The organism is Mesorhizobium sp. M1348 (assembly GCF_040317925.1).
Taxonomy (GTDB): Bacteria; Pseudomonadota; Alphaproteobacteria; order Rhizobiales; family Rhizobiaceae; genus Mesorhizobium.
The window spans coordinates 1-24,471 of record NZ_JAMYLH010000016.1 but is presented as its reverse complement, the minus strand read 5'-3'; the positions used below and the strand labels follow the sequence as shown (position 1 = coordinate 24,471).

Annotated in this window: 22 protein-coding genes and 1 pseudogene; 9 read left to right on the top strand and 14 right to left on the bottom strand. The window is 61.7% G+C overall.

Going from position 1 to position 24,471, the window contains the following annotated elements; all coding sequences use genetic code 11:
* The first annotated feature begins 39 nt into the window (after positions 1-39).
* A complete protein-coding gene (locus NKH13_RS23325; RefSeq protein WP_352719514.1) occupies positions 40-696 on the top strand; it encodes a 5-formyltetrahydrofolate cyclo-ligase in 657 nt (218 codons plus the stop codon).
* A 13-nt stretch (positions 697-709) separates the two neighbouring features.
* Here the strand turns inward: NKH13_RS23325 and NKH13_RS23320 are convergent, their stop codons facing one another.
* The gene (locus NKH13_RS23320) at positions 710-1,183 is read right to left on the bottom strand and encodes an Lrp/AsnC family transcriptional regulator (RefSeq protein ID WP_023675099.1); all 474 of its coding nucleotides are present in this window, start codon (positions 1,181-1,183) and stop codon (positions 710-712) included.
* A 157-nt stretch (positions 1,184-1,340) separates the two neighbouring features.
* Between NKH13_RS23320 and ald the strand changes: the two genes are divergently transcribed.
* The gene (gene ald / locus NKH13_RS23315) at positions 1,341-2,456 is read left to right on the top strand and encodes an alanine dehydrogenase (RefSeq protein ID WP_352914676.1); all 1,116 of its coding nucleotides are present in this window, start codon (positions 1,341-1,343) and stop codon (positions 2,454-2,456) included.
* Positions 2,457-2,703: 247 nt separating this feature from the next.
* On the opposite strand, the gene NKH13_RS23310 is transcribed toward ald, so the two are convergent.
* From NKH13_RS23310 to NKH13_RS23285, 6 genes are all read right to left on the bottom strand, one after another.
* Positions 2,704-3,171: a DUF1203 domain-containing protein gene (locus tag NKH13_RS23310; RefSeq protein ID WP_352719516.1), complete on the bottom strand. Its 468-nt coding sequence runs from the start codon at positions 3,169-3,171 to the stop codon at positions 2,704-2,706.
* A 77-nt stretch (positions 3,172-3,248) separates the two neighbouring features.
* Complete coding sequence (dapB, locus tag NKH13_RS23305) at positions 3,249-4,055, bottom strand: 4-hydroxy-tetrahydrodipicolinate reductase (RefSeq protein ID WP_352719532.1); 807 nt, start codon at positions 4,053-4,055, stop codon at positions 3,249-3,251.
* A gap of 147 nt (positions 4,056-4,202) precedes the next feature.
* Positions 4,203-4,766: a GNAT family N-acetyltransferase gene (locus NKH13_RS23300; protein ID WP_352719518.1), complete on the bottom strand. Its 564-nt coding sequence runs from the start codon at positions 4,764-4,766 to the stop codon at positions 4,203-4,205.
* A gap of 5 nt (positions 4,767-4,771) precedes the next feature.
* The gene (sseA, locus tag NKH13_RS23295; protein WP_352719520.1) at positions 4,772-5,623 is read right to left on the bottom strand and encodes a 3-mercaptopyruvate sulfurtransferase; all 852 of its coding nucleotides are present in this window, start codon (positions 5,621-5,623) and stop codon (positions 4,772-4,774) included.
* Between the two features lie 34 nt (positions 5,624-5,657).
* On the bottom strand, positions 5,658-6,401 hold the full coding sequence (locus tag NKH13_RS23290) for an alanyl-tRNA editing protein (protein WP_352517128.1): 744 nt from the start codon (positions 6,399-6,401) through the stop codon (positions 5,658-5,660).
* Entirely contained in the window at positions 6,401-7,435 is a 1,035-nt protein-coding gene (locus NKH13_RS23285; protein ID WP_352719521.1) for a cysteine synthase A, read from the bottom strand. Before NKH13_RS23285 ends, NKH13_RS23290 begins: the two co-directional genes overlap by 1 nt.
* 215 nt (positions 7,436-7,650) lie before the next feature.
* Here NKH13_RS23285 and NKH13_RS23280 point away from each other — a divergent pair, with 215 nt between their 5' ends.
* Both NKH13_RS23280 and NKH13_RS35685 read left to right on the top strand, forming a co-directional pair.
* Entirely contained in the window at positions 7,651-8,472 is an 822-nt protein-coding gene (locus tag NKH13_RS23280; RefSeq protein WP_352719522.1) for an SDR family oxidoreductase, read from the top strand.
* A gap of 31 nt (positions 8,473-8,503) precedes the next feature.
* Positions 8,504-8,608: pseudogene (locus tag NKH13_RS35685) on the top strand (alpha/beta hydrolase); the annotation flags it as partial.
* A gap of 246 nt (positions 8,609-8,854) precedes the next feature.
* Here NKH13_RS35685 and NKH13_RS23275 read toward each other — a convergent pair.
* A complete protein-coding gene (locus NKH13_RS23275) occupies positions 8,855-10,273 on the bottom strand; it encodes a DEAD/DEAH box helicase (RefSeq protein ID WP_352721963.1) in 1,419 nt (472 codons plus the stop codon).
* 387 nt (positions 10,274-10,660) lie between these two features.
* On the opposite strand from NKH13_RS23275, the gene NKH13_RS23270 reads away from it, so the two are divergent.
* Positions 10,661-12,193 carry an acyl-CoA carboxylase subunit beta gene (locus tag NKH13_RS23270; RefSeq protein WP_352721964.1) on the top strand — a complete coding sequence of 511 codons (1,533 nt, stop codon included), beginning with the start codon at positions 10,661-10,663 and terminating at the stop codon, positions 12,191-12,193.
* Positions 12,194-12,202: 9 nt separating this feature from the next.
* Positions 12,203-13,273 carry a M48 family metallopeptidase gene (locus NKH13_RS23265; RefSeq protein ID WP_352721966.1) on the top strand — a complete coding sequence of 357 codons (1,071 nt, stop codon included), beginning with the start codon at positions 12,203-12,205 and terminating at the stop codon, positions 13,271-13,273.
* A 43-nt stretch (positions 13,274-13,316) separates the two neighbouring features.
* On the opposite strand, the gene NKH13_RS23260 is transcribed toward NKH13_RS23265, so the two are convergent.
* Together NKH13_RS23260 and NKH13_RS23255 are read right to left on the bottom strand one after the other, a co-directional pair.
* Entirely contained in the window at positions 13,317-15,335 is a 2,019-nt protein-coding gene (locus tag NKH13_RS23260; protein WP_352914673.1) for a hypothetical protein, read from the bottom strand.
* Complete coding sequence (locus NKH13_RS23255) at positions 15,332-16,870, bottom strand: NAD(P)H-hydrate dehydratase (protein WP_352721970.1); 1,539 nt, start codon at positions 16,868-16,870, stop codon at positions 15,332-15,334. The genes NKH13_RS23260 and NKH13_RS23255 overlap by 4 nt, the downstream gene beginning before the upstream one ends.
* A 358-nt stretch (positions 16,871-17,228) precedes the next feature.
* Here NKH13_RS23255 and NKH13_RS23250 point away from each other — a divergent pair, with 358 nt between their 5' ends.
* Positions 17,229-17,567: a P-II family nitrogen regulator gene (locus tag NKH13_RS23250; RefSeq protein WP_019857988.1), complete on the top strand. Its 339-nt coding sequence runs from the start codon at positions 17,229-17,231 to the stop codon at positions 17,565-17,567.
* Between the two features lie 54 nt (positions 17,568-17,621).
* Positions 17,622-19,031, top strand: a complete 1,410-nt coding sequence (gene glnA / locus NKH13_RS23245) for a type I glutamate--ammonia ligase (RefSeq protein ID WP_254817166.1) — start codon at positions 17,622-17,624, stop codon at positions 19,029-19,031.
* Between the two features lie 116 nt (positions 19,032-19,147).
* Here the strand turns inward: glnA and NKH13_RS23240 are convergent, their stop codons facing one another.
* Positions 19,148-20,188 (bottom strand): glutamine synthetase beta-grasp domain-containing protein, encoded by a 1,041-nt coding sequence (locus tag NKH13_RS23240; RefSeq protein ID WP_254817165.1) that lies wholly within the window; start codon positions 20,186-20,188, stop codon positions 19,148-19,150.
* A 320-nt stretch (positions 20,189-20,508) separates the two neighbouring features.
* On the opposite strand from NKH13_RS23240, the gene NKH13_RS23235 reads away from it, so the two are divergent.
* Positions 20,509-20,703, top strand: a complete 195-nt coding sequence (locus NKH13_RS23235) for a DUF2735 domain-containing protein (protein ID WP_352451032.1) — start codon at positions 20,509-20,511, stop codon at positions 20,701-20,703.
* Between the two features lie 85 nt (positions 20,704-20,788).
* Here NKH13_RS23235 and NKH13_RS23230 read toward each other — a convergent pair whose 3' ends face one another.
* The 3 genes from NKH13_RS23230 to NKH13_RS23220 form a co-directional block, all read right to left on the bottom strand.
* On the bottom strand, positions 20,789-22,675 hold the full coding sequence (locus NKH13_RS23230; RefSeq protein WP_292660392.1) for an MFS transporter: 1,887 nt from the start codon (positions 22,673-22,675) through the stop codon (positions 20,789-20,791).
* Between the two features lie 194 nt (positions 22,676-22,869).
* Positions 22,870-23,661, bottom strand: a complete 792-nt coding sequence (locus NKH13_RS23225) for an ATP12 family chaperone protein (protein WP_352914669.1) — start codon at positions 23,659-23,661, stop codon at positions 22,870-22,872.
* Positions 23,662-23,663: 2 nt separating this feature from the next.
* The coding region (locus NKH13_RS23220) for a DMT family transporter (protein WP_352914667.1) at positions 23,664-24,471 on the bottom strand (808 nt) is incomplete at its 5' end.

Here is a 24,471-nt window from a genome sequence, read left to right as displayed (position 1 = left end):
AGATATGACTTGGTTGGAACAGTATATTGCAGGTGAAGCATGGCTAGGAATGAAGACGAAAGCTCAGCGCAATACGCCTCGCCGCCTTGTTTTATGCACGAGCTCGATCCGGAGTTCCAAGCGCCGCTATCCGACTGGACCGATGTAAGGCGCTGGCGCAAGGCCGAGCGCGAGCGGTTGATCGTATCCCGCCTTGCCGTTTCAGCCGACACGCGCGCAGCTATGTCGCAGCGCATTGCCGAAGGGCTAGACGCGGTGATCGGCGACATCGCTGGCCGCATGGTCAGCCTCTACTGGCCGTTTCGCGGCGAGCCGGACCTGCGCCCGTGGATGGAGACCGTTAACGCGCGGGGGGGTCGCACGGCGTTGCCCGTCGTCGTCGAGAAAGACCGGCCGCTTGTCTTTCGCGCCTATACCCACGGAGACCGGCTGGAGAAGGGCGTCTGGAATATCCCGATACCGGCCGAGGGCGATCCGGTGCTGCCCGACATCGTCATTTCGCCGATCGTCGGCATCGATCCCGGGCAGTTTCGCCTGGGTTATGGCGGCGGCTTCTTCGATCGCACGCTTGCCGCGATGCCCTTCAAACCGCTGGTCATCGGCGTCGGCTACGATCTGCAGCGCATCGTCACCATCTACCCACAGCCGCACGACATTCCGATGGACCGTGTGGTGACCGAGGCATTCAACACCTAGGCGAGTTCGGGGCCTAGGCGAGCTCAGGCTTCATTCCCACGGCTGTGCGATCGACGATTTCGCGCAAGGCAAAGGACGAATTGATCTTCGTCACATGCGGCATTGCCGACAGCCACTCCTTGTGGATGCGTTCGTAGTCGACGAGATCCTTAGCCGCTATGCGCAGGATGTAATCATATTCACCCGACATCAGATGGCAGGACAGGACGTTCGGGCAGCGCTTTATCGCCGCCTCGAAATCCGACAACGTCTTCTCGAACTGCCCGGACAGCGATATATGCACGATCGCCGTCATCTGGTGCCCAAGTGCAGCGTTGGACAGCCGGGCGTGATAGCCGCGGATGGTTCCGGATTTCTCCAGATTGTCCAGCCGCCGCGAACAGGCCGACTGCGATAGGCCAACCTTCTCGGCGAGCGCTGCGTTGGGTATCCGCCCGTCCTTCTGCAACGTCTCGAGAATGGCGATATCAATCCTGTCGAGCGGCATTTTTGCGGGTTCCTGCGACAATTCCAATGTTTTGCGCAACGATTATCGAAGAGTGACCTCTCAGGCAAGCGCATTCGCAAACACTTACCGAACGATTCGTGGTTCACTATCTCTAGACAGGGAACAGCCCTAAAAGGGCCGGATCAGGAGAAAAAAGATGCGCGTCGGTTGCCCCCGGGAAATCAAGAACCATGAATACCGCGTCGGCCTGACACCCGGCTCGGTCCGCGAATATGTCGCGCATGGCCATGAAGTGCTTATCGAGACGGGCGCCGGCGCCGGCATCGGCGCCGATGACAACGCGTATCGCGCCGCCGGCGCCACGATCGCCAAGACGGCCGCCGACGTTTTTGGCAAGTCTGACATGATCGTGAAGGTCAAGGAGCCGCAGCCCAACGAATGGGTTCAGCTCCGCGACGGCCAGATCCTCTATACCTATCTGCATCTTGCTCCGGATCCGGAGCAGACCAAGGGCCTGCTGGCCTCTGGCGTGACCGCAATAGCATACGAGACCGTCACCGACGAGCGCGGCGGCCTGCCGCTCTTGGCGCCGATGTCGGAAGTTGCCGGCCGCCTGTCGATCCAGGCGGGCGCCACGGCGCTGCAAAAGGCCAATGGCGGCCGCGGCGTGCTGCTTGGCGGCGTGCCCGGCGTGCTGCCCGGCAAGGTCACTGTGCTCGGCGGCGGCGTCGTCGGCCTGCATGCCGCACGGATGGCTGCCGGCCTTGGCGCCGACGTCACCATCATTGACCGCTCGCTCCCGCGCCTGCGTCAGCTCGATGATATCTTTGGCGGCCGCGTCCACACCCGCTACTCGACCGTCGAGGCGCTGGAGGAAGAGTGTTTTTCGGCTGACATCGTCGTCGGCGCCGTGCTGATCCCGGGGGCAGCAGCGCCCAAGCTGGTGACGCGCGAAATGCTGTCGGGCATGAAGAAAGGCGCCGTGCTGGTCGACGTCGCCATCGACCAGGGCGGCTGCTTCGAGACCTCGCACGCCACCACCCATGCCGAGCCGACCTATGAGGTCGACGGCGTCATCCACTATTGCGTCGCCAACATGCCGGGTGCGGTGCCGGTCACCTCGGCCCACGCGCTCAACAATGCGACGCTGCATTATGGCCTGCAGCTCGCCGACAAGGGCCTCAAGGCGCTGGTAGACGACCACCATCTGCGCAACGGGCTGAACGTCCACAAGGGCAAGGTCACGAATCGCGCAGTGGCCGAAGCGCTCGGTTACGAGCTGGTCGAGCCGAAGGCCGTTCTCGCGGCCTGAGCTGTCCGAATCTGCCTCTCCAGTGCCCGTCGGTTTCGTCCGACGGGTTTTTTCTTATGTGAAAAACTGAAAAGTGTCGGGCGCGCGGAATAACCGGACAACAAAAAAGCGGAGCCAAAGCCCCGCTTCCTCGGTTGTCGAAAATTCCCGCCGGTTCATCCGCGGTCGGTAAATCGATCGACTGTCGCTTTCTACCGCCGATATGCGACGGGAGTACGACAGCCCCAAGCCGGTGCGACCTGTCCGGTTACGCGCGGTCGATCCGGCACTGATAGCAATTGTTGCGCGCCGAGCGGATGTGGACGTAAGCAATGTCGTCGCGTTGGAACAACGTCTCTGCCCGTGCGGCAATGGCGTCGGTCGGAATGACGCCGCCGCTGCCGTAAACGATGCGGTCGTCCTTGCCATAACCGCGCACGATGTAATCGCTGCTTTCGAGCATTTCGGGAAGCAACTTAACCTCGGCAGCGCGTTCGCATTCTTCAGCATGAAGGAAGATCGGCCCGGTTTCGGCATAAGGCTGCAGCTCCGGAAAAGGCCGATAGGCCAGAACAAGATAGGCTTCTTCCGCAGCAACATTCTTCAAGCAATGACGGCAAGGCACGCCGTCGCCGTCTGAAATCTGCCGCTCTGGCTTCAGGCCATAAGCATCCGGCCCGCCGCGCTGAAGTGCGCGGACCGCATCGGTTGGCAAGGCTTTGAATTTTAGCGTCATGGCAAAATCTCCGGTGTCGTCGACCGGAAATTATGCTCGCAAGACAGAGCTTCCCACCCGATTCCTGCCGAAATGGATCAGTCCATCAGCGCGTCGAGACCGCGAACCAGACCTTTGATCTGCTGTACCCTTCTGATGGCGAGCAGCGTGCCCGCCACGTAAGGCGCCGCGGAAGAGCCGGCGTCGTGGCGTATGGTCAACCGCTCGTCTGGCAGACCGAACAGCGCCTCGCAGGACAGGATGTAGGACGGCAGCCGAAGCGCGTGCACTTGCACCCCCTCGCCTGCGCCGACCGCACCCCCGCGTGTGGCCGGCACGCCAGAGACCTCCGAGACCGGCTTTGCCGTTGAGGCCTTGCGGATGTCGGCCAGCGCCTCAGCAAGCTCCCGTGCGGTACCGGAGGGCGCGTCGGGCTTCTTTGCACTGGCATAATCGATGACCTCGACATCCGGCACGTATTTTGCCGCCATAAGTGCAAACCGCTTCATCAGAGTGGCGGTGATGGAAAAATTGCCAGCGGCAACGACGCCGACGCCGTTGGCGCGCGCCGCGGCGTCGATGTCGGCATAGTCGGCAGCACCCAGTCCCGACGTGCCGATCACCGTGTGCCGTCCCTTGTCGATGGCGAGCAGCACATGGTCTTTCACGACATGCGGCTTGGTGAAGTCGACCAGCACGTCCGACGGCGCCTCCAGCGCCTCGGCGAGCGAGGCCGAAACGGTGATACCATTAGCCGGCATGCCAACCAGCAGGCCGGAATCCTGCCCTGCGCCGCTGCGTGACACAGCCCCGGCCAGCTCCATGTCGCCTTGCGCCCCGATCGCCGGAACCAGCGCCTTGCCGACCCAGCCGGTCGCGCCGGCCATTACCACGCGTATTGCCATCATGCGATCCTCCATCACCATCAGTTTTTAGACGATAGCGATATGGAAAGAGCCAAGCTCATTCAAGTCGGGTCCGCCTTTGAGTGTTGATCCAGACCCTGGGACGTTGCAAAGACAAGCTGAAGCTCGGATGAACCGGCCTGAAAATCAGGGCCGCATGACGCTGGCCGCGCGATCGGCAAAAGACATCGGATGTACGACCTCCTTTTTTTGCGCCACTGGCGTAAAGCCGAGTTTTTGATAGAGCGGCAGTGCTGCTGGGTGATCGAGGGTGCAGGTCTGCACCGTCACCCGCCTTGGCCCGTGCGACCATGCCGCGGCGATTGCCGCACCGAGGAACCAGCGACCGATGCCTTGCCCGGTCGCGTGCTCCATCATTCCGAAATAAGCGAGTTCCACTTCCTCCGGCAAATGCGGCTTGAGGTCGAAGAAGCCGGCCGGCGCACCATCCAGATAAAGCACCCTGATGTCGCGGTCCTCGCGGTGGATGCCCGCCGCAAGCTCCTCGTCGCTCAGCCTCAACACATTGACCCAGTGCCATTTGCGGCCGACCCGATCCATCAAATAGCGGTAGAAATGCAGGGGAATGTCTTTGGTCTTGAGCAGCGCGATCTGGCGGTTGTACGGCAGCGGCGGCGAATAGGCAGGCGGCACATGCATTTCGAGAAACGTCACGGTGACGTCGATGTCTTCCAGCGATCCGTCTTCCATCACCGTCAGTCCTTGCCCGTCACGACGGGCGTGTCGGAAAGCCCGCCCCATTCGGTCCATGAACCGTCATAAAGCCTGTTGTCGGCATGGCCAAGCGTCTCCAAAGCTAGCGTGACGGCTGCCGCGGTGACGCCCGACCCGCAGGAGGTGACGACCGGCTTCGACAGGTCGATGCCGGCGTCCTCGATCACTTTACGCAGCCTGTCCTTGGGCAACAATTCGCCGTTATCCGAAAGCGCCGAAAACGGCACGTTGTGCGCGCCCGGCATATGGCCGGAGCGGATGCCGGGGCGCGGCTCCGGCTCGGTGCCGGCAAAACGGCCAGGCGAGCGCGCGTCGGCGATCTGGCTCTCCCTCGTCTCGACGATCCGGCGCATGTCGGCAAGGCTGGCGACGCGGGCGGCATCGAAGTTGGCATAAAACACGCAAGGCGCGATCTTCGTCGGCTCCGCCGTCACCGGCCGTCCGGCGGCTTTCCAACGATCGAAGCCGCCGTCGAGTATATAGACCTGGAACACGCCCATGACGCGAAACAACCACCAGGCGCGCGGTGCAGAAAAGAACCCTGGCCCGTCGTAGACAACAATCGTGTCATCGGCCGAAATACCCATCGCGCCGACATATTGCGCGAAATGCTGCGGCGACGGCAGCGTGTGCGGCAGAGCCGCGTCGGGGTCCGAAACCGCATCCTGGTCGAGGAAGCCGGCGCCTGGAATATGCGCTGCGTCATACTCGGCGCGCGCGTCACGCTTTTGCGCCGGCAGATACCAGGACGCGTCGACAATCGTCAGGCCCGGTTCGCCGAGCCGCTTCTGCAACCAATCGGCATCGATGGTGAAAGGACTGTCGTCGGCCATCTTTCTCTCCTGTCCCGCCTGTCGCAGTCCTATATCAGGCTGGCGGCATAGGACCAAAGCGAATGCGGAAGCGCCGGTTCTCGCGGCCCTTCTTCTCGATCTTGCCGATATGGATCTCGCCGATTTCGCTGGTGCTCTTTACATGGGTGCCGCCGCAAGGCTGGCTGTCGATCGAAGCGTTCTCGCCGATGCAGACCAATCGGATCTTTCCCGTGCCAGCCGGGGGCCGCACATTCTTGGATTTCACCAAGCCCGGATTGGATGCCAGTTCCTCGTCGGAAATGAGCCGGGTGAAGATCGGGTGGTCGGCTCGCACCAGCTCCATCAGTCTGGCCGTCACGTCTTCCTTGGTAAAGCCGGCGTCCGGGATGTCGAAATCGATACGGCTGTCGTCCTCGGAAACCGCGGCGCCGGTGATCGGGAACGGACAGACGACGGTAAGCAGGTGGCAGGCAGAATGCATGCGCATCAGCAACTGCCGCCGCGGCCAGTCGATGGCGAGCCTCATGCGCTCGCCCACCTTTGGAACTGTCTGCTCCGGCGCCGGCACATGGATGATCTCGTCCTTGGTTTCGCCGGTGATCGTAGCGGCAATCGCTATGCCGGTGCCGTCGGCGCGTTCGAGGCTGCCGGTGTCGCCCGGCTGCCCGCCCGATGTGGCGTAAAACACCGTCCGGTCCAGAATGATGCCGCCGCGATCGTTTACTGCGACGACGGTGGCGTCGGCCGTCCCCAGATAGGCGTCGTCACGAAACAGCGCCTCGGTCTTGTGCGCCATCATGCAACCCTTTCGAACGGTACCGAAATCGTGGTCCGTTGCTCCATCCAGCCCGGCACCGGCAGCTTCTTTTCGCGCAGGAATTCAGGATTGAACAGCTTCGACTGGTAGCGCGTGCCGTAGTCGCAAAGCATGGTCACGATGGTGTGGCCGGGGCCTAGCTCGCGCGCCAGGCGAATGGCGCCGGCAATGTTGATGCCCGTCGAACCGCCAACGCAAAGCCCCTCCTCCTGGATCAGGTCGAATACGATCGGCAGTGCGTCCTCGTCGGGGATCTGGAAGGCAAAATCGGGTGTAAAGCCTTGGAGGTTGGCGGTGATCCGCCCCTGCCCGATGCCTTCGGTGATCGAACTGCCCTCGGATTTCAGCTCGCCGCTGGTGTAGAAGGAATAGAGCGCTGCCCCCAGCGGATCGGCCAGCGCGATCTTGACCTGGCTGTTTTTTGCCTTCAGCCCGAAACCGACGCCTGCCAGAGTGCCGCCGGAACCGACCGCCGACACGAAACCATCCACCTTGCCGTCAGTCTGGTTCCAGATTTCTTCGGCCGTGGTGCGGATATGGCCGTCACGGTTGGCGACATTGTCGAACTGGTTGGCCCAGATCGCGCCGTTTGGCTCGGTCTTCGCCATCTGCTCGGCCAGCCGGCCCGACAGCTTCACGTAGTTGTTCGGGTTCTTGTAGGGCACGGCGGGCACTTCGATCAGCTCGGCGCCGAGCAGTTTGATCGTATCCTTCTTCTCCTGGCTCTGGGTGTCGGGAATGACGATTACCGTGCGGTAGCCGAGTGCCTTGGCAACCAGTGTCAATCCGATGCCGGTATTTCCGGCCGTCCCCTCGACGATGACGCCGCCGGGCCGCAGCAGCCCGCGCTGCTCGGCATCGCGGATGATAAACAGGCCGGCGCGGTCCTTGACCGACTGCCCGGGATTCATGAATTCGGCCTTGCCCAGGATCTCGCAGCCGGTTGCTTCCGAGGCCTTGTTGAGGCGGATCAGGGGCGTGTTGCCGATCACGTCGATCACAGAACGGGGCATGGAGATTCCTTTGTGGGTGCGGCGAAACCCTAGAAACCCGAAGCTTCGGTTTCAAGGCAAGAATTTGCCTGGTCCAGTCGCATTTCGCACACTGCAATTCCTGCAGCCAGGAGCGCCCGGCCGGTATTCATTTCAACCATGTACCGAAAAGCACTCTTTTCATTCGATTTCTTCACCGCTAGAGCACAGGCTAAGAAGAGCCGGCGGGGCGCAACATGACACTCTATCGGGCCAATCCGAAGCATGGCGTCGCCTGGATTACGGGCGGCAGCAGCGGTATCGGCCGTTCGCTGGCCAAGGATCTTGCCGCTCAGGGCTATGTCGTCGCGGTGACTGCGCCCGATGACCATCCGATCGATACGCTCATCGTCGAAACGGCGCAGATGGCGGGCCGTGTCGCAGCCTATCCTTGCGACGTGACCGACGAAAAACGCATGGCGAAGACGGTTGCAGCGATCGAGAAAGATCTCGGTCCGATCGTGTTGGCAGTGTTCAACGCTGGAAGCTATATCGCAACGCCGGGCGAGGATCTTGTGGCGCGCAATTTCCGTCGGTCTTTCGAAGTCAATTATTTCGGCATCATCAATGGCCTGGTGCCTGTCATCGAACGCATGCGCGTGCGCTCGCGCGGCCATGTCGTGCTGATCGGTTCGGTTACCGCCTATTTCGGCTGGCCCACCACCGCCGCCTATGGCGGCACCAAGGCGGCAGTCAATATCCTGGCCGAGTCGCTGAAATACGATTTCGACAAGATGAACGTCCGCATCCAGGTGATTAATCCGGGCTTTGTCGACACGCGGCTGACTGAGAAGAACTTCCTGCCGATGCCGGGATTGATGCCGGTCAATCTGGCCTCGCGCCGCATCGCGCAAGGCATCGAATACGGCGGCTTCGAAGTCACTTTCCCACGCCGCCTGAGCTGGACGCTGAAGCTGCTTAGGATGCTGCCGAGGCCGTTCTGCCGATGGGTGATCAGCACGGTCACCCGCTGGAATGCGCGGCCACTGAATTTCGACCGCAAGCCACCGGTCGAATAGGATCGGTGACGGGGCGACGGATCGTGTTTGCGGGTCGCTGGGGCGCCACGTCATCGCCGGCGACGCGCTGTCGCCATCGACCACGGCTTTCCTCGCGCAGCGGATCGTCGTGTGGGTCGAGGCGGTGGTGAAGTGAACCAAAGGCCTCAAGCAAGAGGGGGCCCCCGGCGCAGCGCCGGGGGGCCCGTTTGATGAGGTTATTCACACCCCCCCGTGGGCGCCCCCCCCCCCGGGCGATTATTATGGCCCCCCGGGGGGGGGCGGTGGGGGTGTTTATTTCAACAAACGCCCCCAACCACGCGGGCCCCCGCAGCCGCCCGCCGGGCGCCCTTTTCAATCGTGAATGACCAAGCCAGGCTTGGCCGACCGCAACACGGTCAGATTATGCGGCCCGCGCTGCTGGCCGCTTGCCGCCGAAGCGGCGCTTGTTGTTGCCCTTGAAGGGCTTGGCGCCTTCCGGCTTGCGCTCGCCCGCAAAGGCCGGCTTGTCGCCGAACCGCTTCTTGCCGAAGCCGTTGTTTGCGCCGCCGGGCCGCCTGCCGTCGCGGCGGCCATTGTGGTCGTTGCGATCATTGGCCGGTTCGAAGCTGCGCTCGTTCTTCTCGGCGGGATTGCGCTGCGGATCGGGGCTGCCGAGATGGTCGGCAACGATCGGCAGCTTGGTGCGGATGATGCGCTCGACCTGGCGCAGCTTGCTGTTTTCGGATGGGTCGCAGAGCGTGATGGCGATGCCGTCCATGCCGTTGCGGCCAGTGCGGCCGATGCGGTGGACATAGCTCTCTGCCTCGTCCGGCAGGTCGAAATTCACCACATGGCTGATGCCGGGCACGTCGATGCCGCGTGCCGCAATGTCGGTCGCCACGAGAATGCGCACCGAACCCTCACGGAAATCGTTGAGCGCCTTCTGACGGGCATTCTGCGACTTGTTGCCGTGGATGACGGCGGCCTTGAAGCCGTCGCGCTCGAGATCCTTGGTCACCCTGTCGGCGCCATGCTTGGTGCGCGAGAAGATGATGACCGACTTCATCGCCTCATCGGCAAGCATGTTGGCCAGCACCTGGCGCTTCTGCTTGGTGCGGGCAAAGACGACACCCTGTACGATCTCGGCGGCCGCGGTGCTGTGAGGAGCGACTTCGACGCGAATTGGGTTCTTCAGCAGGCCTTTCGCCAGTTCGGCGATTTCGGCCGGCATGGTTGCCGAGAACAGCACCGTCTGACGGTCCGGCGCCGTCGCCCTGGCGATGCGCTTGACGTCGTTGATGAAGCCCATGTCGAGCATGCGGTCGCCTTCGTCGAGCACCAGCCATTTGGTGTCGGCAAGCACGAGATCGCCTTCACGCACCAGGTCTGTCAACCGGCCGGGGGTTGCGATCAGGATGTCGACGCCAGGGGCAACCTTCTTCACCTGGCTGAAGCGCGAGACGCCGCCAAGCACCAGCGCGGTCGAGACATGCGCGCCCTTGGCGAGCAGCTTGATCATCTCCTCGATCTGCACCGCGAGTTCGCGCGTCGGCGCCAAGATCAGCGCGCGGGCCGTCTTCGGCCGGCGCTTGGTGCCAAGTGCGATGATCTTCGACAGGATCGGCAGCGCGAACGCCGCGGTCTTGCCTGAGCCGGTCTGGGCGATGCCGAAAATGTCGCGGCCTTCGAGCTGCGGCGGGATCGCCTGGGCCTGGATCGGCTTCGGATCGGTAAAGCCGGCGGCATTGGTGGCCTTGAGCAGTGCGCCGGTAATTCCAAGTGCGGCGAAACCGTTCAGTTCCCCAGTGTCCTTACCGGTCAAAGTGTTTTCATTGGTCAAAATATTCTTCTTTCATGCGGCTCCTGGCCGCAAACATAAATGGCGGCAGGGCGCAACCTGCCGTCGAAAATTGTCATGAAACGACAAGGCGGGCGGACGCTATTGTCCACACGGCTGCGCTGTCGTGCCCGCAGGCATCATGCCACGGGGCTTTTTCGCCACCTTGCCGATATGCCGGGAAGAGGGAAAACAGACGCAACCAGTCTCATTCGTCGAGAAGGCCGGATTTATCCCGGCCCAAGCGCCTATGCCGCCGCATATGGCCCAGTTCGCATCGAAATGCAAGGGGCCTGATGCTGCAGCGCAGCAAAGCCAAGAGGAAGCGGCGCTTGCGCTCTCTCGCGGGCATGATTACCACAATCCAGCTTTCCGTTTCGGGGACCGGTCATGAAGGACGTGCTGAAGGAACTCGAGCGCCGCCGCGAGATCGCCCGCATGGGCGGCGGCCAGGCCCGCATCGACGCCCAGCACAAGAAGGGCAAGCTGATCGCCCGCGAACGCATAGACGTTTTTCTCGACGAGGGCTCGTTCGAGGAGTTCGATATGTTTGTCGAGCACCGCTCGACCGACTTCGGCATGGAGAAGACCAAGATCGCCGGCGATGGCGTCGTCACCGGCTGGGGCACCGTAAATGGCCGGCCAGTGTACCTCTTTGCAAAGGACTTTACCGTGTTCGGCGGCTCGCTGTCCGAGGCGCATGCCGAAAAGGTGGTCAAGGTGCAGGAGATGGCGCTACGCAACCGCGCGCCGATCATCGGCCTTTACGACGCCGGCGGCGCCCGCATCCAGGAAGGCGTGGCGGCGCTCGGCGGCTATGCCGAGATCTTCCAGCGCAATGTTCTAGCCTCCGGCGTCATCCCACAGATTTCGCTGATCATGGGCCCTTGTGCTGGCGGCGACGTCTATTCGCCGGCGATGACCGACTTCATCTTCATGGTTCGCGACACCTCCTACATGTTCGTCACCGGGCCGGATGTGGTGAAGACCGTCACCAACGAGACGGTCACCGCCGAAAGCCTCGGCGGCGCTTCCGTCCACACGACGAAGTCCTCGATCGCCGACGGAGCCTACGACAATGACGTCGAGGCGTTGCTGCAGATGCGCCGGCTGGTCGATCTGCTGCCCGCCTCCAACACGGCGGAAATTCCCGAGATCGAATGCTACCAGTCGGTCACCGATCACGATCTGTCGCTCGACAGGCTGATCCCCGACAATGCCAACAAACCCTACGACATCAAAGAGTTGATCCTTAAAGTTGCCGACGAGGGTGACTTCTTCGAGATCCAGCAGAATTTTGCGAAAAACATCGTCACCGGCTTCGGCCGTATCGAGGGCCGCACCGTCGGCTTCGTCGCCAACCAGCCGATGGTGCTGGCCGGCGTGCTCGATTCGGATGCCAGCCGCAAGGCGGCGCGTTTCGTGCGCTTCTGCGACTGCTTCTCGATCCCGATCGTCACCTTCGTCGACGTGCCGGGCTTCCTGCCAGGCACCGCGCAGGAATATGGCGGGTTGATCAAGCACGGCGCCAAGCTTCTGTTCGCCTATGCCGAAGCGACCGTGCCGAAAATAACCGTCATCACCAGAAAGGCCTATGGCGGCGCCTATGACGTTATGGCGTCAAAGCATTTGCGCGGCGACATGAACTATGCTTGGCCAACGGCGCAGATTGCGGTGATGGGCGCCAGGGGCGCAGTCGAGATCATCTATCGCAAGGATATCGGCGACGCGGAGAAAATTGCAGCGCACACAAAAGCTTACGAGGATCGCTTCCTGTCACCCTTCGTTGCCGCCGAGCGTGGCTATGTCGACGAGGTTATCATGCCGCATTCGACCCGCCGCCGCATCGCCCGCGCGCTCAGGATGCTGCGCAACAAGGATATGCAAAACCCCTGGAAGAAGCACGATAATATTCCGCTGTGAGAGGGGTTGATGTCGCGCCTGGTCCTCTGTGTGGGAGCGCGTTTCGGCAGGTTTGCCATCCTGCTCTTCGCTCTGCCGCTGTTTTGCCCAATACTCCTGTGGTTCTGGTTCCTCGATTGCTATCCGCTCGCTGTCATCGCGACTGGCGTTGTTGCAATCCCGGCCGCGATGCTGGCCATCGTTCTGTTGATTGGGACATTGTTCGCCGGTTTTCGACCCAGCAAGGTGGACGGGATTACTTGGGAATCAGCCCCGAAATTGTGGGCTGTCTGGGAGAGTATTGCTGGCAAACACCGCGCCAGCCGGACGACGATCGTGCTGAGCGACGATCTCAACGCTAGCATCGGTGAAGAGCGGCCGTTTCTGGGCCTGCTTGGTCGCAGGGCAATTCTCACCGTGGGCCTGCCGCTGCTCGCAGCGACCGACAAAAAGGCATTTGCGGCGATCTTGGCTCATGAGGACGCCCATCTGAAAAACAAAGATACAAATGGCGGTCTCAACCTGGCCGAACTCGAGAAAAGCTTCGATCTAATCTTCGACTTCGCTCCTCCAGGGAAAACCGTTTCAGGCAGCCTGTTCTACTGGATGCTTGGTCCGCTGTCGCGCACTCTGGAGCGCGAAGAAATACGGTTGTCGCGACGGGCGGAAATTGACGCAGATCGCCATGCAGCGACGTCCGGCGATGCATATGAAACGGCGCGCGCCCTGCTACTGATCGGTGCTGCCAGTGCGTTCTTCGATGACCAAGTGTATATTCCGCTTAAACGTGAACTGCTTGGCACCATGGTACCGCCTCGTCCACCACTCGAAAGAGTTCTGGCGGCCGCCAGTCACCTGTCGAGGCTTCCCATCCTGCAAGAATATGCGCAAAAGGCCTGGGACGCGCCAGATAACGAAAGCGCGGATCATCCGCCCTGGTCCGAACGTTTGACTGCTCTTGGATTTAACTCGGCTCCAGAGATAGAACCAGTTCTGGTTTCTGCCTTGTCGAGCCTGCTGAGCGATGAGGTCGTCGCCGAACATGTCCGCCATTTCGACGGCGAATGGACATCGAACATCGCCGACCATCTCGATCGATAGCTGCCCACCAGGATCCACTGCTGCTAATGCGTGAGCCGGCGGCCTATTCCGCTTCCGCCGCGCCGAACCCCGCTCCCATCGTCGCGCGGACAGCGCCCGACCACGGCGTCGCATGATTGTCGATGCGCATCTGGAAGATAAAATAGGTTGGCGAACAGAAGCCGATGCCTCTCACCTTGCCGATGCCCGGCGTGTCGGGCGGCAGCGATTGGCACATGTAATCCTCGCGGCAAAAATGGTCGGCGGAGCAGGCAGGCCTGTTGCCGCGATTGACGGCGCCGCCCAGGCACTGGTCGAAATTATTGGTCGCTACGCAGGTGTCGAATTTTTTGCCGCCAACCAGCCCGCAAATCTCGTTCGGCATCGACTTGCCCGGTTTGAAGGCGGCAAAGCTGTGATCCCGGTCGTCGCAGCCGCGATAGGCAATGCCCGCCGGCACGCCGATCTTCGGCGGCCGGCAGGTGTAGGCGATGCGTGAAATGCCCGGCGCGAAAGCCGCGAACTGGCCGGTGATGGTGTAGCGGTCATTGAAAGGCTGCGCGGCGTTGCTGGCGATCGAGCCGGTCAGGCACGGATGGCCGGAGAACATGGCTTTGCTGTCCTTGGGGCTGTCCTTGGGCAGCAGGCATTGCGCCAGCTTGGTGCGCACGCCGGACACGATCGCCAGTGGCGTGCAGACGGTACCGCCGCCGCATTGCCAGGTTGCGCCGAAGCGGGCCGCATCCTCCGGCATCAGGCACGGCATCGCCATCTCGGCCGGCGCGTAGTCGACCTCGCCGGCATCGTTCCATGTGGCCGGCGGCGCGAAGGACAGCGGGCGGAAACGGTTCGGCTCCTTGCCCTCGGCAGTCGCGCGCAGCCACGCTTCGCGGCGGGGGATGTCGGCGTGAAGATGCGGTGAGATGCCAACTTCGATGCGGTTGAGCGGCGAGGTCGTCTTGTCATCGAAACCGATGAAATGGAAGCCGGCGGTCGATCCCGCCTGATGGCAGCCCTGGCAGGCGCCGTTGTCCAGACGCTCGACCAGCGCCTCCGGCGTTCGCACCAACTTCAGCGCAGAAAAATCGAGGCCGGCGAAATCCGCGGATTGGAACAGCGGCGTGAACGGGTGGTTGGCCTGCCTTGCGCTGCCGAAGGTCGACCATGAGATGACCTTCTTCGCCAGGAATTGGTCCGGAATCTGGTAGACGCCGAGATCGACCGCCGCAACATCTGTGCGGATGTATTCCGCAAGTTTTGCTTTTAAGCCGGCGTCTTCAGCAAGGCGTGCCGTGTCGGGCGTATTCTCCAGCGGCTTCTCGCTGACAGCCGAGCCATCGATGCCGAATATCCGCATGACGTAGGCCGCCTGGCCACCGAATTCGGTCTCCTGGCCGGAGGGGAAGCGCACCACTTGCGCATTGAGCTCGAGCTGCTTGAAGGTGAGCGCCGCCCTTTCCAGCGGGCCGCCGGTCAGCCAACCGGCATCGACGCTTTCGTCGAGTTGCGGCGCCCAGCGTCCGGCAACGCCGACGCAGCCACCATCGGCATCGGGCGCGACATTGAAGACGGCACTGAAATTGAACGGCAGGCGCGAGGCCAAAACCTTGCCGTTCTTCTTGAAGCTGTAGGCGAGGCGATAGATGAAACGCACCTCGCCGCAACTGGTGTCGCCCGTCAGCGCGGCGAAATCGCCGCGGTCGAGCCGGTTGACCACGCCGACGAGGCGGAAGCGTGCGGCGTCGGTCTTCAGCCAGCGCATGTCCATGATGCGGCCGACATTGCCGTCGGTGACCTCATAGAGCGTCCGCCCGCCGGCCTTCATCTCGGCCCGCAGCGCCGCGACGTCGCTTGCAACCGTTTCGACGATCGCGTGGTAGGCCGGCGCCTTCTCGTAGAGCGTCTTCAGGTCGCCCTTGCCATCGACGCCGAAAATGCCGGCGAAACCGTAACCCTCGCTATCGAGGGCGGCGAGAACGGCCGGGTCGTCGACGATGGTCACCGGCTGCTCAGCGGCATTCGCCGACTGTGTCGCCAATGCGGCCATGACGAGCGTGATGAAAAAGACAGCAAGACGTCTCATAGAAGGTCCTGTTGGCGTTCGACCAATTCACGCAACACCGGCACCAACGCCATCGGCAGATCCTCGGCGATCAAGCCAGGCCCGAAACGGCGGCCGGCCTCGGCGTGGATCCAGACCGCAGCGCAGGCAGCCTGGAAGGCTCGCATGCCTTGCGCCAGCAGCGCGGCAACGATGCCCGCCAGCACATCCCCCGACCCGGCCGTTGCCAGCCACGGCGCGCCATTGCTGTTGATCGCAACCCTGCCGTCGGGCGCCGCGATCACCGTGTCGGCGCCCTTGTAGACAATGACTGAATTGGCACGCGCTGAGGCGGCGCCGGCCTTGGCGAGCTTTGACTGCTTCTTCGATCTGGCAATGTCGGGAAAAAGCCTGGCGAATTCGCCTTCATGCGGCGTCAGCACCAGACTTGGTGCGAAGGTTCGATGTGCGGCTTCAAAAAGGGCGTCTGGAGCGTCGCGAAACGAAGTCAGGCCATCGGCATCAAGCACAACGCCTCCAAATTCGATCCCGTGTTTGATATCGTGGAGAGGGTCCCGGCTGAGCAACCGCAATGCAAAATCGCGGGCTTTGTCGCCAACGCCGAACCCTGGACCAAGAACGATGGCCAACGGCTGCCGTTCGCCGATGAATTCGCCCACCTCCGCGACGGTGTCGACCTTTCGCAACATGATCGAGGTCAGATGCGCGGCGTTCACCTGCATGGCATCGCCAGGCGAAAGCACGGTCACTGCCCCCGCCCCGCTTCTGGCAGCGGCCATCGCAGACAGCCGGGCGGCACCTGTGGCGCTCGGTCCGCCGGAAAAGACCGCGACATGGCCGCGCTTGTATTTGTGCGTATCGATGGCCGTTCGCGGAAAATTCCATCGCAGCCACAGGTCCGGCGTGTTCTCAAACGTCTTGATCTTGAGCTGGTCGACGATCGCATCTGGAATGCCGATGTCAGCGACGATGATCTCGCCGCACAGGCTGCGTCCGGGCATCAGCAGATGGCCGACCTTTTTTCGCACGAACGTTACCGTCACCTCGGCCTCGAAATAAGCATTGGTCAACCCGGTTTCGCCCGACACACCCGAAGGTAGGTCGATCGAAACCACCGGCACGCGTTCCGCGCTACTAAGGCCGGAGACGGCTGACGCTTGCATGGAAATGTCTTTCGACAGTCCCGCGCCATAGAGCGCGTCCACGACGACTTCTCCCGCTTCCGGATAACAGTGGCCGAGATGGTTGACCGGCAGGTTGCAAGCCTCGGCAGCCAGCGCGGCATCGCTCCCCGGTTTCTGCTTGCCTTCGGCCCAGACCGCGACATTGACGCCAGCCTCGGCCAGCAACCGTGCCACGACGTAGCCATCGCCACCATTGTTGCCGGGGCCACAGAGCACATGGACGCGGCTCGCCGCTGGATAGCGCTTCAGCACTACGGCAGCAACCGCGGCGCCGGCGTTGCGCATCAGGCCGATGCCGTCGAACGGACCGGCGGCGATCGCCAGCCGGTCGGCCTCGGCCATTTCGGACGGAGAAAGAAGTTCGTTGCTCATGCGGGCGACATGCACATCATCTGCCGAAGCATTGTCCAGTTTTTGATCCGACGCAAACTACGAAGGTTGTGAAACACACCGGCGATGCCCGGAGCGACGAGTCGCAGGTCCGCAGCTGCTCATGAAATATCCGATATGCCCAATTTTTGTGCGGACTGCAGGACCAGCCGTGTATAGGCTCGCGGCGTTCATGGCGCATCCGACGCAGTGAATGACGCGAATGTACATTCCCGCGTAGCATGGTATCCAAATGATGTGAGGCCGCTCGGCGCCCCATCAGTTGGCACAGTTTGTGCTTGATTGAGGCGCAAGCGGGGCTCACAACCCGTCTTTTTTGGCAGTGGAGGCCACTTTTTACATGAAAAAGATCGAAGCGATCATCAAGCCATTCAAGCTAGACGAAGTGAAGGAAGCGCTTCAGGAGGCCGGCCTGCAAGGTATCACCGTTACCGAGGCCAAAGGGTTTGGCCGCCAGAAGGGCCATACCGAGCTTTATCGCGGCGCCGAATATGTCGTCGACTTCCTGCCGAAGGTGAAAATCGAGGTCGTGCTCGGCGACGATGCAGTCGAAGCCGCGATCGAAGCCATCCGCAAGGCGGCCCAGACCGGCCGTATCGGCGACGGCAAGATCTTCGTCTCGAACATCGAGGAAGTGGTGCGCATCCGCACCGGCGAAACCGGCATGGACGCCGTCTGAGTTTTCCCGTTAAAAGGCCACGTTCAAAACGTCATCACATAGGGAAGCAGGGACATGACGACAGCCAAAGACATCATGAAGCAGATCAAGGACAACGACGTGAAGTTCGTCGATCTGCGCTTCACCGATCCGAAGGGCAAACTGCAGCACGTTACGATGGATGTCGTCGAGGTCGAGGAAGACATGTTTGCCGATGGCGTCATGTTCGACGGTTCGTCGATCGCCGGCTGGAAGGCAATCAACGAGTCCGACATGGTGCTGATGCCCGATGCGGATACGGTGCATATGGACCCGTTCTTCGCCCAGTCGACCATGGTCATCCTGTGCGACATTCTCGATCCGATCTCGGGCGAATCCTACAACCGCGACCCGCGCGGCACCGCCAAGAAGGCCGAGGCCTATATGAAGGCCGAAGGCATCGGCGACCAGATCTTCGTCGGTCCTGAAGCCGAGTTCTTCGTGTTCGACGACGTCAAGTACAAGGCCGATCCCTACAACACCGGCTTCAGGCTGGATTCCACCGAACTGCCGTCCAATGACGACACCGATTACGAGACCGGCAATCTCGGTCACCGGCCGCGCATCAAGGGCGGCTATTTCCCGGTGCCGCCGATCGATTCGGCACAGGACATGCGCTCGGAAATGCTCACCGTGCTCGCCGAAATGGGCGTGCGCGTTGAAAAGCACCATCACGAAGTGGCCGCCGCCCAGCACGAGCTCGGCATCAAGTTCGACACGCTGGTCCGCAACGCCGACAAGATGCTGATCTACAAATATGTCGTGCACCAGGTCGCCAACGCATACGGCAAGACGGCCACTTTCATGCCGAAGCCGGTGTTCGGCGACAACGGCTCGGGCATGCATGTCCACCAGTCGATCTGGAAGGAAGGCAAGCCGACCTTCGCCGGCAACGAATATGCCGGCCTGTCTGAGAGCTGCCTGTTCTACATCGGTGGCATCATCAAGCATGCCAAGGCGATCAACGCCTTCACCAACCCGCTGACCAATTCCTACAAGCGCCTGGTGCCGGGCTATGAAGCGCCGGTGCTGCTCGCCTATTCGGCACGCAACCGCTCGGCCTCGTGCCGCATTCCGTTCGGCTCGTCGCCGAAATCCAAGCGCGTCGAGGTCCGCTTCCCCGATCCGGGCGCCAACCCCTATCTCGCCTTCGCCGCCATGCTGATGGCCGGCCTCGACGGCATCAAGAACAAGATCCACCCGGGACAGCCGATGGACAAGGATCTCTACGACCTGCCGCCGAAGGAATTGAAGAAGATCCCGACCGTCTGCGGCTCGCTGCGCGAGGCACTGCAGAGCCTCGACAAGGACCGCGGCTTCCTGAAGGCCGGCGGCGTCTTCGACGACGACCAGATCGACAGCTACATCGAGCTCAAGATGGCCGAGGTGATGCGCTTCGAAATGACCCCGCATCCGGTCGAATACGACATGTATTATTCGGTCTGATTCAGATCGTTGCAGCCAACAGAAAAAACCCCGGCGAAGACGCCGGGGTTTTTTATTGTGATGCGATTGGACAGAACGTCACGGCGCAGACCTGAGGTCTGCGCCGTGACAAGTGCTCAAGCCGCGGCCGAAACCTCGGCGCTCGTCGGGACGGAGGCGATCGTCTTCAATATCTGCGAGGCGATCTGGTAGGGGTCGCCCTGCGAGTTCGGACGGCGATCCTCGAGATAGCCCTTGTAGCCGTTGTTGATGAAGGAGTGCGGCACGCGGATCGAGGCGCCGCGATCGGCGATGCCGTAGCTGAACCTGTTCCAGGGCGCGGTCTCGTGCTTGCCGGTCAAACGCTTGTCGTTGTCCGGCCCATAGACGGCGATGTGATCCATCAGGTTTTTGTCGAAGGCTGCCATCAGCGCCTCGAAATAGCCCTTGCCGCCGACTTCGCGCATATAGGCGGTCGAGAAGTTGGCATGCATGCCGGAGCCGTTCCAATCGGTGTCACCGAGCGGCTTGCAGTGGTATTCGATGTCGATGCCGTACTTCTCGGTCAGGCGCTGCAACAAATAGCGCGCCATCCACATCTGGTCGGCGGCTTTCTTGGAGCCCTTGCCAAAGATCTGGAATTCCCACTGGCCTTTGGCTACCTCAGCATTGATGCCTTCATGATTGATGCCGGCGGCAAGGCAAAGGTCGAGATGCTCCTCGACGATCTGCCTGGCGACGGAGCCGACATTGCTGTAGCCGACGCCGGTATAGTACGGGCCTTGCGGCGCCGGATAGCCACTCTCGGGGAAGCCGAGAGGACGGCCGTCCTTGTAGAAGAAATATTCCTGCTCGAAGCCGAACCAGGCGCCCTCGTCGTCGAGAATGGTGGCGCGCTTGTTGGACGCATGCGGCGTCACGCCGTCCGGCATCATGACCTCGCACATGACGAGCGCGCCATTGGTGCGGGCGGGATCCGGATAGACGGCGACCGGCTTCAAAACGCAGTCGGAGCTGTGGCCCTCGGCCTGCATGGTCGAAGAACCGTCGAAGCCCCACAGAGGAAGCTGGTCGAGCGTCGGAAACTCGGCATAGTCCTTGACCTGCGTCTTTCCGCGAAGATTGGGAACCGGGGTGTATCCATCGAGCCAAATGTACTCGAGCTTGTATTTCGTCATTCTAGCCTCTCGTTGCTTGATCACCGAACCCTGGATGGCGCCGGGGCGAGCCGGCCTATCCAGCAGCCGACCTGCCGGACTGTTAAAATGCAATTCGTGTGCCATTCTCGCCGGCGACGGATGCGGCAAAAAGTGAGGTTGTATCCGCCCAAAATCGCTGGTCCGCCGTCATGCTGCGTTCGGATCATCCACAAGCACAACTTGCACAAATCATGTGCAAGTACTGATCTTTTCGTAATCATGTTGCCTAATTCGGTTGCTGAACCTATGTTGGGGAAAGGTTGAATCGGCAGTGTTCTGTCGAAGAAAGGAAACCGACAATGGAAATCACTTCCACTCGTCAGTCGGCCAAAATCCTGATGTTCCCGGTGGCAGCGCGCGCTTCTGCCTCAAATTTAAGCGGAAAGGCTAAGTTCGCGGCAGAACTTGCTTCTTTGCGCAACCGAACGGATTTCGGAAGTGCCTGGTATCATGAAGCAGCGATCGAGGAAGCGAACCAGGATCGGAAGAGCTAAGCCCTTCCCCTCCATGCACTCGATAAATGAAAAAGCCCGGCGTGATCACTCGCGCCGGGCTTTGCTTTGAACCGGGACAGGCCGGCTACTGCTTGGCGTGCAGGTCCGTTCCGAGCGTATCCCTGATAAAGATCATCCCGATGATCAGCGACATCGCCGCGATCACCACCGGGTACCAGAGGCCGTAGTAGATGTCGCCTTTGTAGGCACTGAGCGCGAACACCGTCGCCGGCAGCAGGCCGCCGAACCAGCCATTGCCGATGTGATAGGGCAGCGACATGCCGGTGTAACGGATGCGGGTCGGGAACATCTCGACCAGGATTGCGGCGATTGGCCCATACACCATTGTCACGTAGAGGACGAGAATGAACAGGATGCCAATCGTCATCGGCCAATTCACCGCAGCCGGGTCCGCGAACATAGCAAAGGCGCCGGCGCCCGGTATCGTGTAGACGGCGACCTCTGGCGAGCCGGCGGCGTCGTCGGCAGTCAGCAGCTTGTCCTTGATCGCCTGCTCGGTCGGAACCGTCGCCTTGTCGCCGGCGCGGATGGCTGCCGCATCGAGTTTCAGCTCCGGATTGGCCGCGACGAAGGCGTCGAGCTTCTGGTCAGATACTTTGGCCGGTGCACGCTTCAGTGGATAGCCGCCGTCCTGCAGCGCGAGGTTTACTGCCTTCTTGAACGCAGTTTCATTTGAAGTCGCCTTGTCTGCGGCTGCCACAGCATCATAGGAGGTGACGGTTTCGTTGCCGATCTTGACGCTTGCCGCAGTCCCAGGTGCCGCGGTCGCAACAATGTCGTAAGGCACGGAGCTCTTGGCAAGGAAATCCGTGGCAATGTCGCACGAGGTGAGAGGCTTGCGGGTCCCGGTCGGATTGAACTGGAATCTGCAGTCCCCAGGTGCGGCAGTTACTGTCGCGCGCGTATTCTGCTGGGCGGTGGCGAGCGCCGGGTTGGCCGCCCTCGTCAGCGCCTTGAACAAGGGGAAGGTGGTGACGATCGCCAGTGCAAGGCCGGCCATGATGATCGGTTTGCGGCCGATCTTGTCGGAAAGCCAGCCGAACACGACGAAGAAGATGGTGCCGAGCGCCAGCGCGATCGCGATCATGATATTGACCGACTGCGGATCGACCTTGAGCACGTTCTGCAGGAAGAACAGCGCGTAGAACTGACCGTTGTACCAAACTACGGCCTGGCCGGCGGTAAGGCCGAGCAGCGCCAGCAACGCGATCTTGGCGTTTTTCCACTGACCGAAGGCTTCGGTAAGCGGCGCCTTGGAACCTTTGCCCTCATCCTTCATGCGCTGGAAGGTCGGAGACTCGGCAAGCGACAGGCGAATCCAAACCGAGATGGCGAGCAGGGCCGCGGAAACCAGGAATGGAATGCGCCAGCCCCAAGCCGTGAAATCTTCCTTGCTCAGCGAATTCTGTACAATCAAAATCACGATCAGCGACAGGAACAGGCCGAGCGTTGCGGTGGTCTGGATCCATGAGGTGTAGAAGCCACGACGGTCGTCGGGAGCGTGTTCGGCGACATACGTCGCGGCGCCGCCATATTCGCCGCCAAGCGCCAGGCCTTGCAGCATGCGAAGTGCGACCAGGATGACCGGCGCCGCTATACCCCAACTGGCTGCGCCTGGAAGTATGCCGACCAGGAAGGTCGACAGGCCCATGATCATGATGGTGACGAGGAAGGTGTACTTGCGGCCGACGAGATCGCCGATGCGGCCGAATACCAGCGCGCCGAAGGGGCGTACGAGGAAACCTGCGGCAAAAGCCAAAAGCGTAAAGATGTTGCGCGTCGTTTCCGGGTACTGGGTAAAGAAGGCTGCGCCGATCGCGGCTGTCAGCGTGCCATAGAGATAAAAATCGTACCATTCGAAAATGGTGCCGAGCGAGGAGGCGAAGATGACCTTCTTCTCCTCCCGCGTCATGCCGCGGCTTGTTTTGCCGGCGGTCGATGCCATTGCCATGAGTGTATCCTCCCGTGTGATTCGTGATTCCGTCAGTCCTCGATGCTGCGCGTCATCGTCCGCGTTTCCTCGCAACGCAGACTCAGTACAGCCATCGGTGCAAAAAATGACAGAAAGCAATGCCCAGAGGCAGACCGCCTTTGGGATTATGACTTTGGTCTAATGTGCAGTGCGAAATAGAAACGACGGTGCCGTCAGCCTTTGAGAGCTTCGAGCAGGTTGACTGCGGCCATCATGTCGCGCTTGCGGGCAGCGCGGCGGGCGACGGCCTCGGCATCATGGCCCCATTGCTCGGCCTGCCAGTCCTCGTCGACATGACCGGCAGCCCAGGCAGCCTCGCCATCGAGCTCGCCGAAGTCGACGGCCAGCGCCAGCAGCGCCGATCCGGTCAGCGACGTCATGACGTGGATGGCGGCAAGGCGCAGCGGATCGGCACGCTGGGCAAGATGCTGGCCAAGCAGCGCGATGGTCTCGCGCGGCTGTTCGACATGGATCACGCCTTCGGCAAGACGGAACCGGGCGCCGAGCGCGCTGCGCACCCAGTCGATGACCGGATCCCAATGCTCGTTCTGCCGGTCGACCAGCCCTTGGGGCGCATCGGCGCGGTAGCAGAGCAGATCGGATGAGGCGAAGCGCAGGATGTCCTCCAGCACCGCCTGGGGATCACTGGCGACGCCATCGATTGCCGTATTGACCAGACGCATCACCGGCATTGTCACCGGGTCGATGGTCTCCTCCTGTGCGGCGAATTCCTCGGCGACGAGAGCAGCCGCCTTTTCGGTCGGCAGCGCCAGCAGCGCCTTGGCCGGCGTGCGGACGGGCTTGCCATCGAGATGGACGGCAAAACCGTCTTCGACCGGTGCTACCGCGACGGTCTTGTAGAAGCGCTTCGGCAGCGGCGTCTTCATCTGGATCTGGGCGCGACGCACCGGGTCCGGATCAGAGAGCTGTTTTCCCGCTTCGAGGTCGTTCAATATATCGCGCATGCTCATCCGGGACTTTGTTTTCGGGCCGGCCGGTTGACGATGATGAGTCCGGCGGCGATCAGGGCGAGTGCCAGGAAGATACGAACGGTCAGCGGCTCGTTCAAGAACACGGCGCCGCACAGCACACCAAACACCGGCGACAGGAAGGTGAAGCTCGACAAGCCGGATGCAGGGTAGCGCCGCAGCAGCCAGAACCACAGCACATAGGTGAACGCGACGACGTAGACGGCCTGGAACAGCAGAGCCAAGCTCGGCAGAACGGTAAAGCTGCGGACCGGCGGCCCGGCAAAAGGCATCACCAAAATGCCGACGACGGCGGCCCCGGCCAGCTGATAGAGCAGCAGCTTTTCGGCGCTGGCCGTCACCAGCTTCGACCGCTTGATGACGATATTGGTCACGGCCCACAGAATGCCGGCGCCGAGACTGAGCAAATCGCCGCTCAATGTTGCGCCGCCATTGGCGCTCAGTTTATCGGAAAACACCGCGACCAGTCCGGCGAAAGCGAGCAGAAGCCCAACGAGCTTGCGCGCCGTGATGCTTTCGCCCAGCAGGAAATGGCCGCCGACCAGCATCCAGAACGGCATGGTGTTGACCAGCAAGGTGTTGCGCACAACCGTCGTATGCTCGAGACCGACGTAGAGGAACAGGAACTCGAGACCGAAAAGCGCGCCCGCCACAATGCCGGCGACGAGGGTCTTGTCGGGCGTGAACAGCGCAATGCCGCGCCAGCGGCACCAGACAAGAACGCACAGGCCGCCGATCACCGAGCGGGCGATGGACAGGAAAACAGGGTCGTAGCCGGCATACGAG

Coding starts and splice junctions, on each gene's coding strand:
- NKH13_RS23250 (WP_019857988.1), top strand. CDS start 17,229: ATGAAAAAGATCGAAGCGATCATCAAGCCATTCAAGCTAGACGAAGTG.
- NKH13_RS23265 (WP_352721966.1), top strand. CDS start 12,203: ATGTCGCGCCTGGTCCTCTGTGTGGGAGCGCGTTTCGGCAGGTTTGCC.
- NKH13_RS23270 (WP_352721964.1), top strand. CDS start 10,661: ATGAAGGACGTGCTGAAGGAACTCGAGCGCCGCCGCGAGATCGCCCGC.
- NKH13_RS23260 (WP_352914673.1), bottom strand. CDS start 15,335: ATGAGACGTCTTGCTGTCTTTTTCATCACGCTCGTCATGGCCGCATTG.
- NKH13_RS23225 (WP_352914669.1), bottom strand. CDS start 23,661: ATGCGCGATATATTGAACGACCTCGAAGCGGGAAAACAGCTCTCTGAT.
- glnA (WP_254817166.1), top strand. CDS start 17,622: ATGACGACAGCCAAAGACATCATGAAGCAGATCAAGGACAACGACGTG.
- NKH13_RS23255 (WP_352721970.1), bottom strand. CDS start 16,870: ATGAGCAACGAACTTCTTTCTCCGTCCGAAATGGCCGAGGCCGACCGG.
- ald (WP_352914676.1), top strand. CDS start 1,341: ATGCGCGTCGGTTGCCCCCGGGAAATCAAGAACCATGAATACCGCGTC.
- NKH13_RS23310 (WP_352719516.1), bottom strand. CDS start 3,171: ATGACGCTAAAATTCAAAGCCTTGCCAACCGATGCGGTCCGCGCACTT.
- NKH13_RS23325 (WP_352719514.1), top strand. CDS start 40: ATGGCTAGGAATGAAGACGAAAGCTCAGCGCAATACGCCTCGCCGCCT.
- NKH13_RS23300 (WP_352719518.1), bottom strand. CDS start 4,766: ATGGAAGACGGATCGCTGGAAGACATCGACGTCACCGTGACGTTTCTC.
- NKH13_RS23230 (WP_292660392.1), bottom strand. CDS start 22,675: ATGGCAATGGCATCGACCGCCGGCAAAACAAGCCGCGGCATGACGCGG.
- sseA (WP_352719520.1), bottom strand. CDS start 5,623: ATGGCCGACGACAGTCCTTTCACCATCGATGCCGATTGGTTGCAGAAG.
- NKH13_RS23320 (WP_023675099.1), bottom strand. CDS start 1,183: ATGCCGCTCGACAGGATTGATATCGCCATTCTCGAGACGTTGCAGAAG.
- NKH13_RS23285 (WP_352719521.1), bottom strand. CDS start 7,435: ATGCCCCGTTCTGTGATCGACGTGATCGGCAACACGCCCCTGATCCGC.
- NKH13_RS23290 (WP_352517128.1), bottom strand. CDS start 6,401: ATGGCGCACAAGACCGAGGCGCTGTTTCGTGACGACGCCTATCTGGGG.
- dapB (WP_352719532.1), bottom strand. CDS start 4,055: ATGGCAATACGCGTGGTAATGGCCGGCGCGACCGGCTGGGTCGGCAAG.
- NKH13_RS23280 (WP_352719522.1), top strand. CDS start 7,651: ATGACACTCTATCGGGCCAATCCGAAGCATGGCGTCGCCTGGATTACG.
- NKH13_RS23235 (WP_352451032.1), top strand. CDS start 20,509: ATGGAAATCACTTCCACTCGTCAGTCGGCCAAAATCCTGATGTTCCCG.
- NKH13_RS23240 (WP_254817165.1), bottom strand. CDS start 20,188: ATGACGAAATACAAGCTCGAGTACATTTGGCTCGATGGATACACCCCG.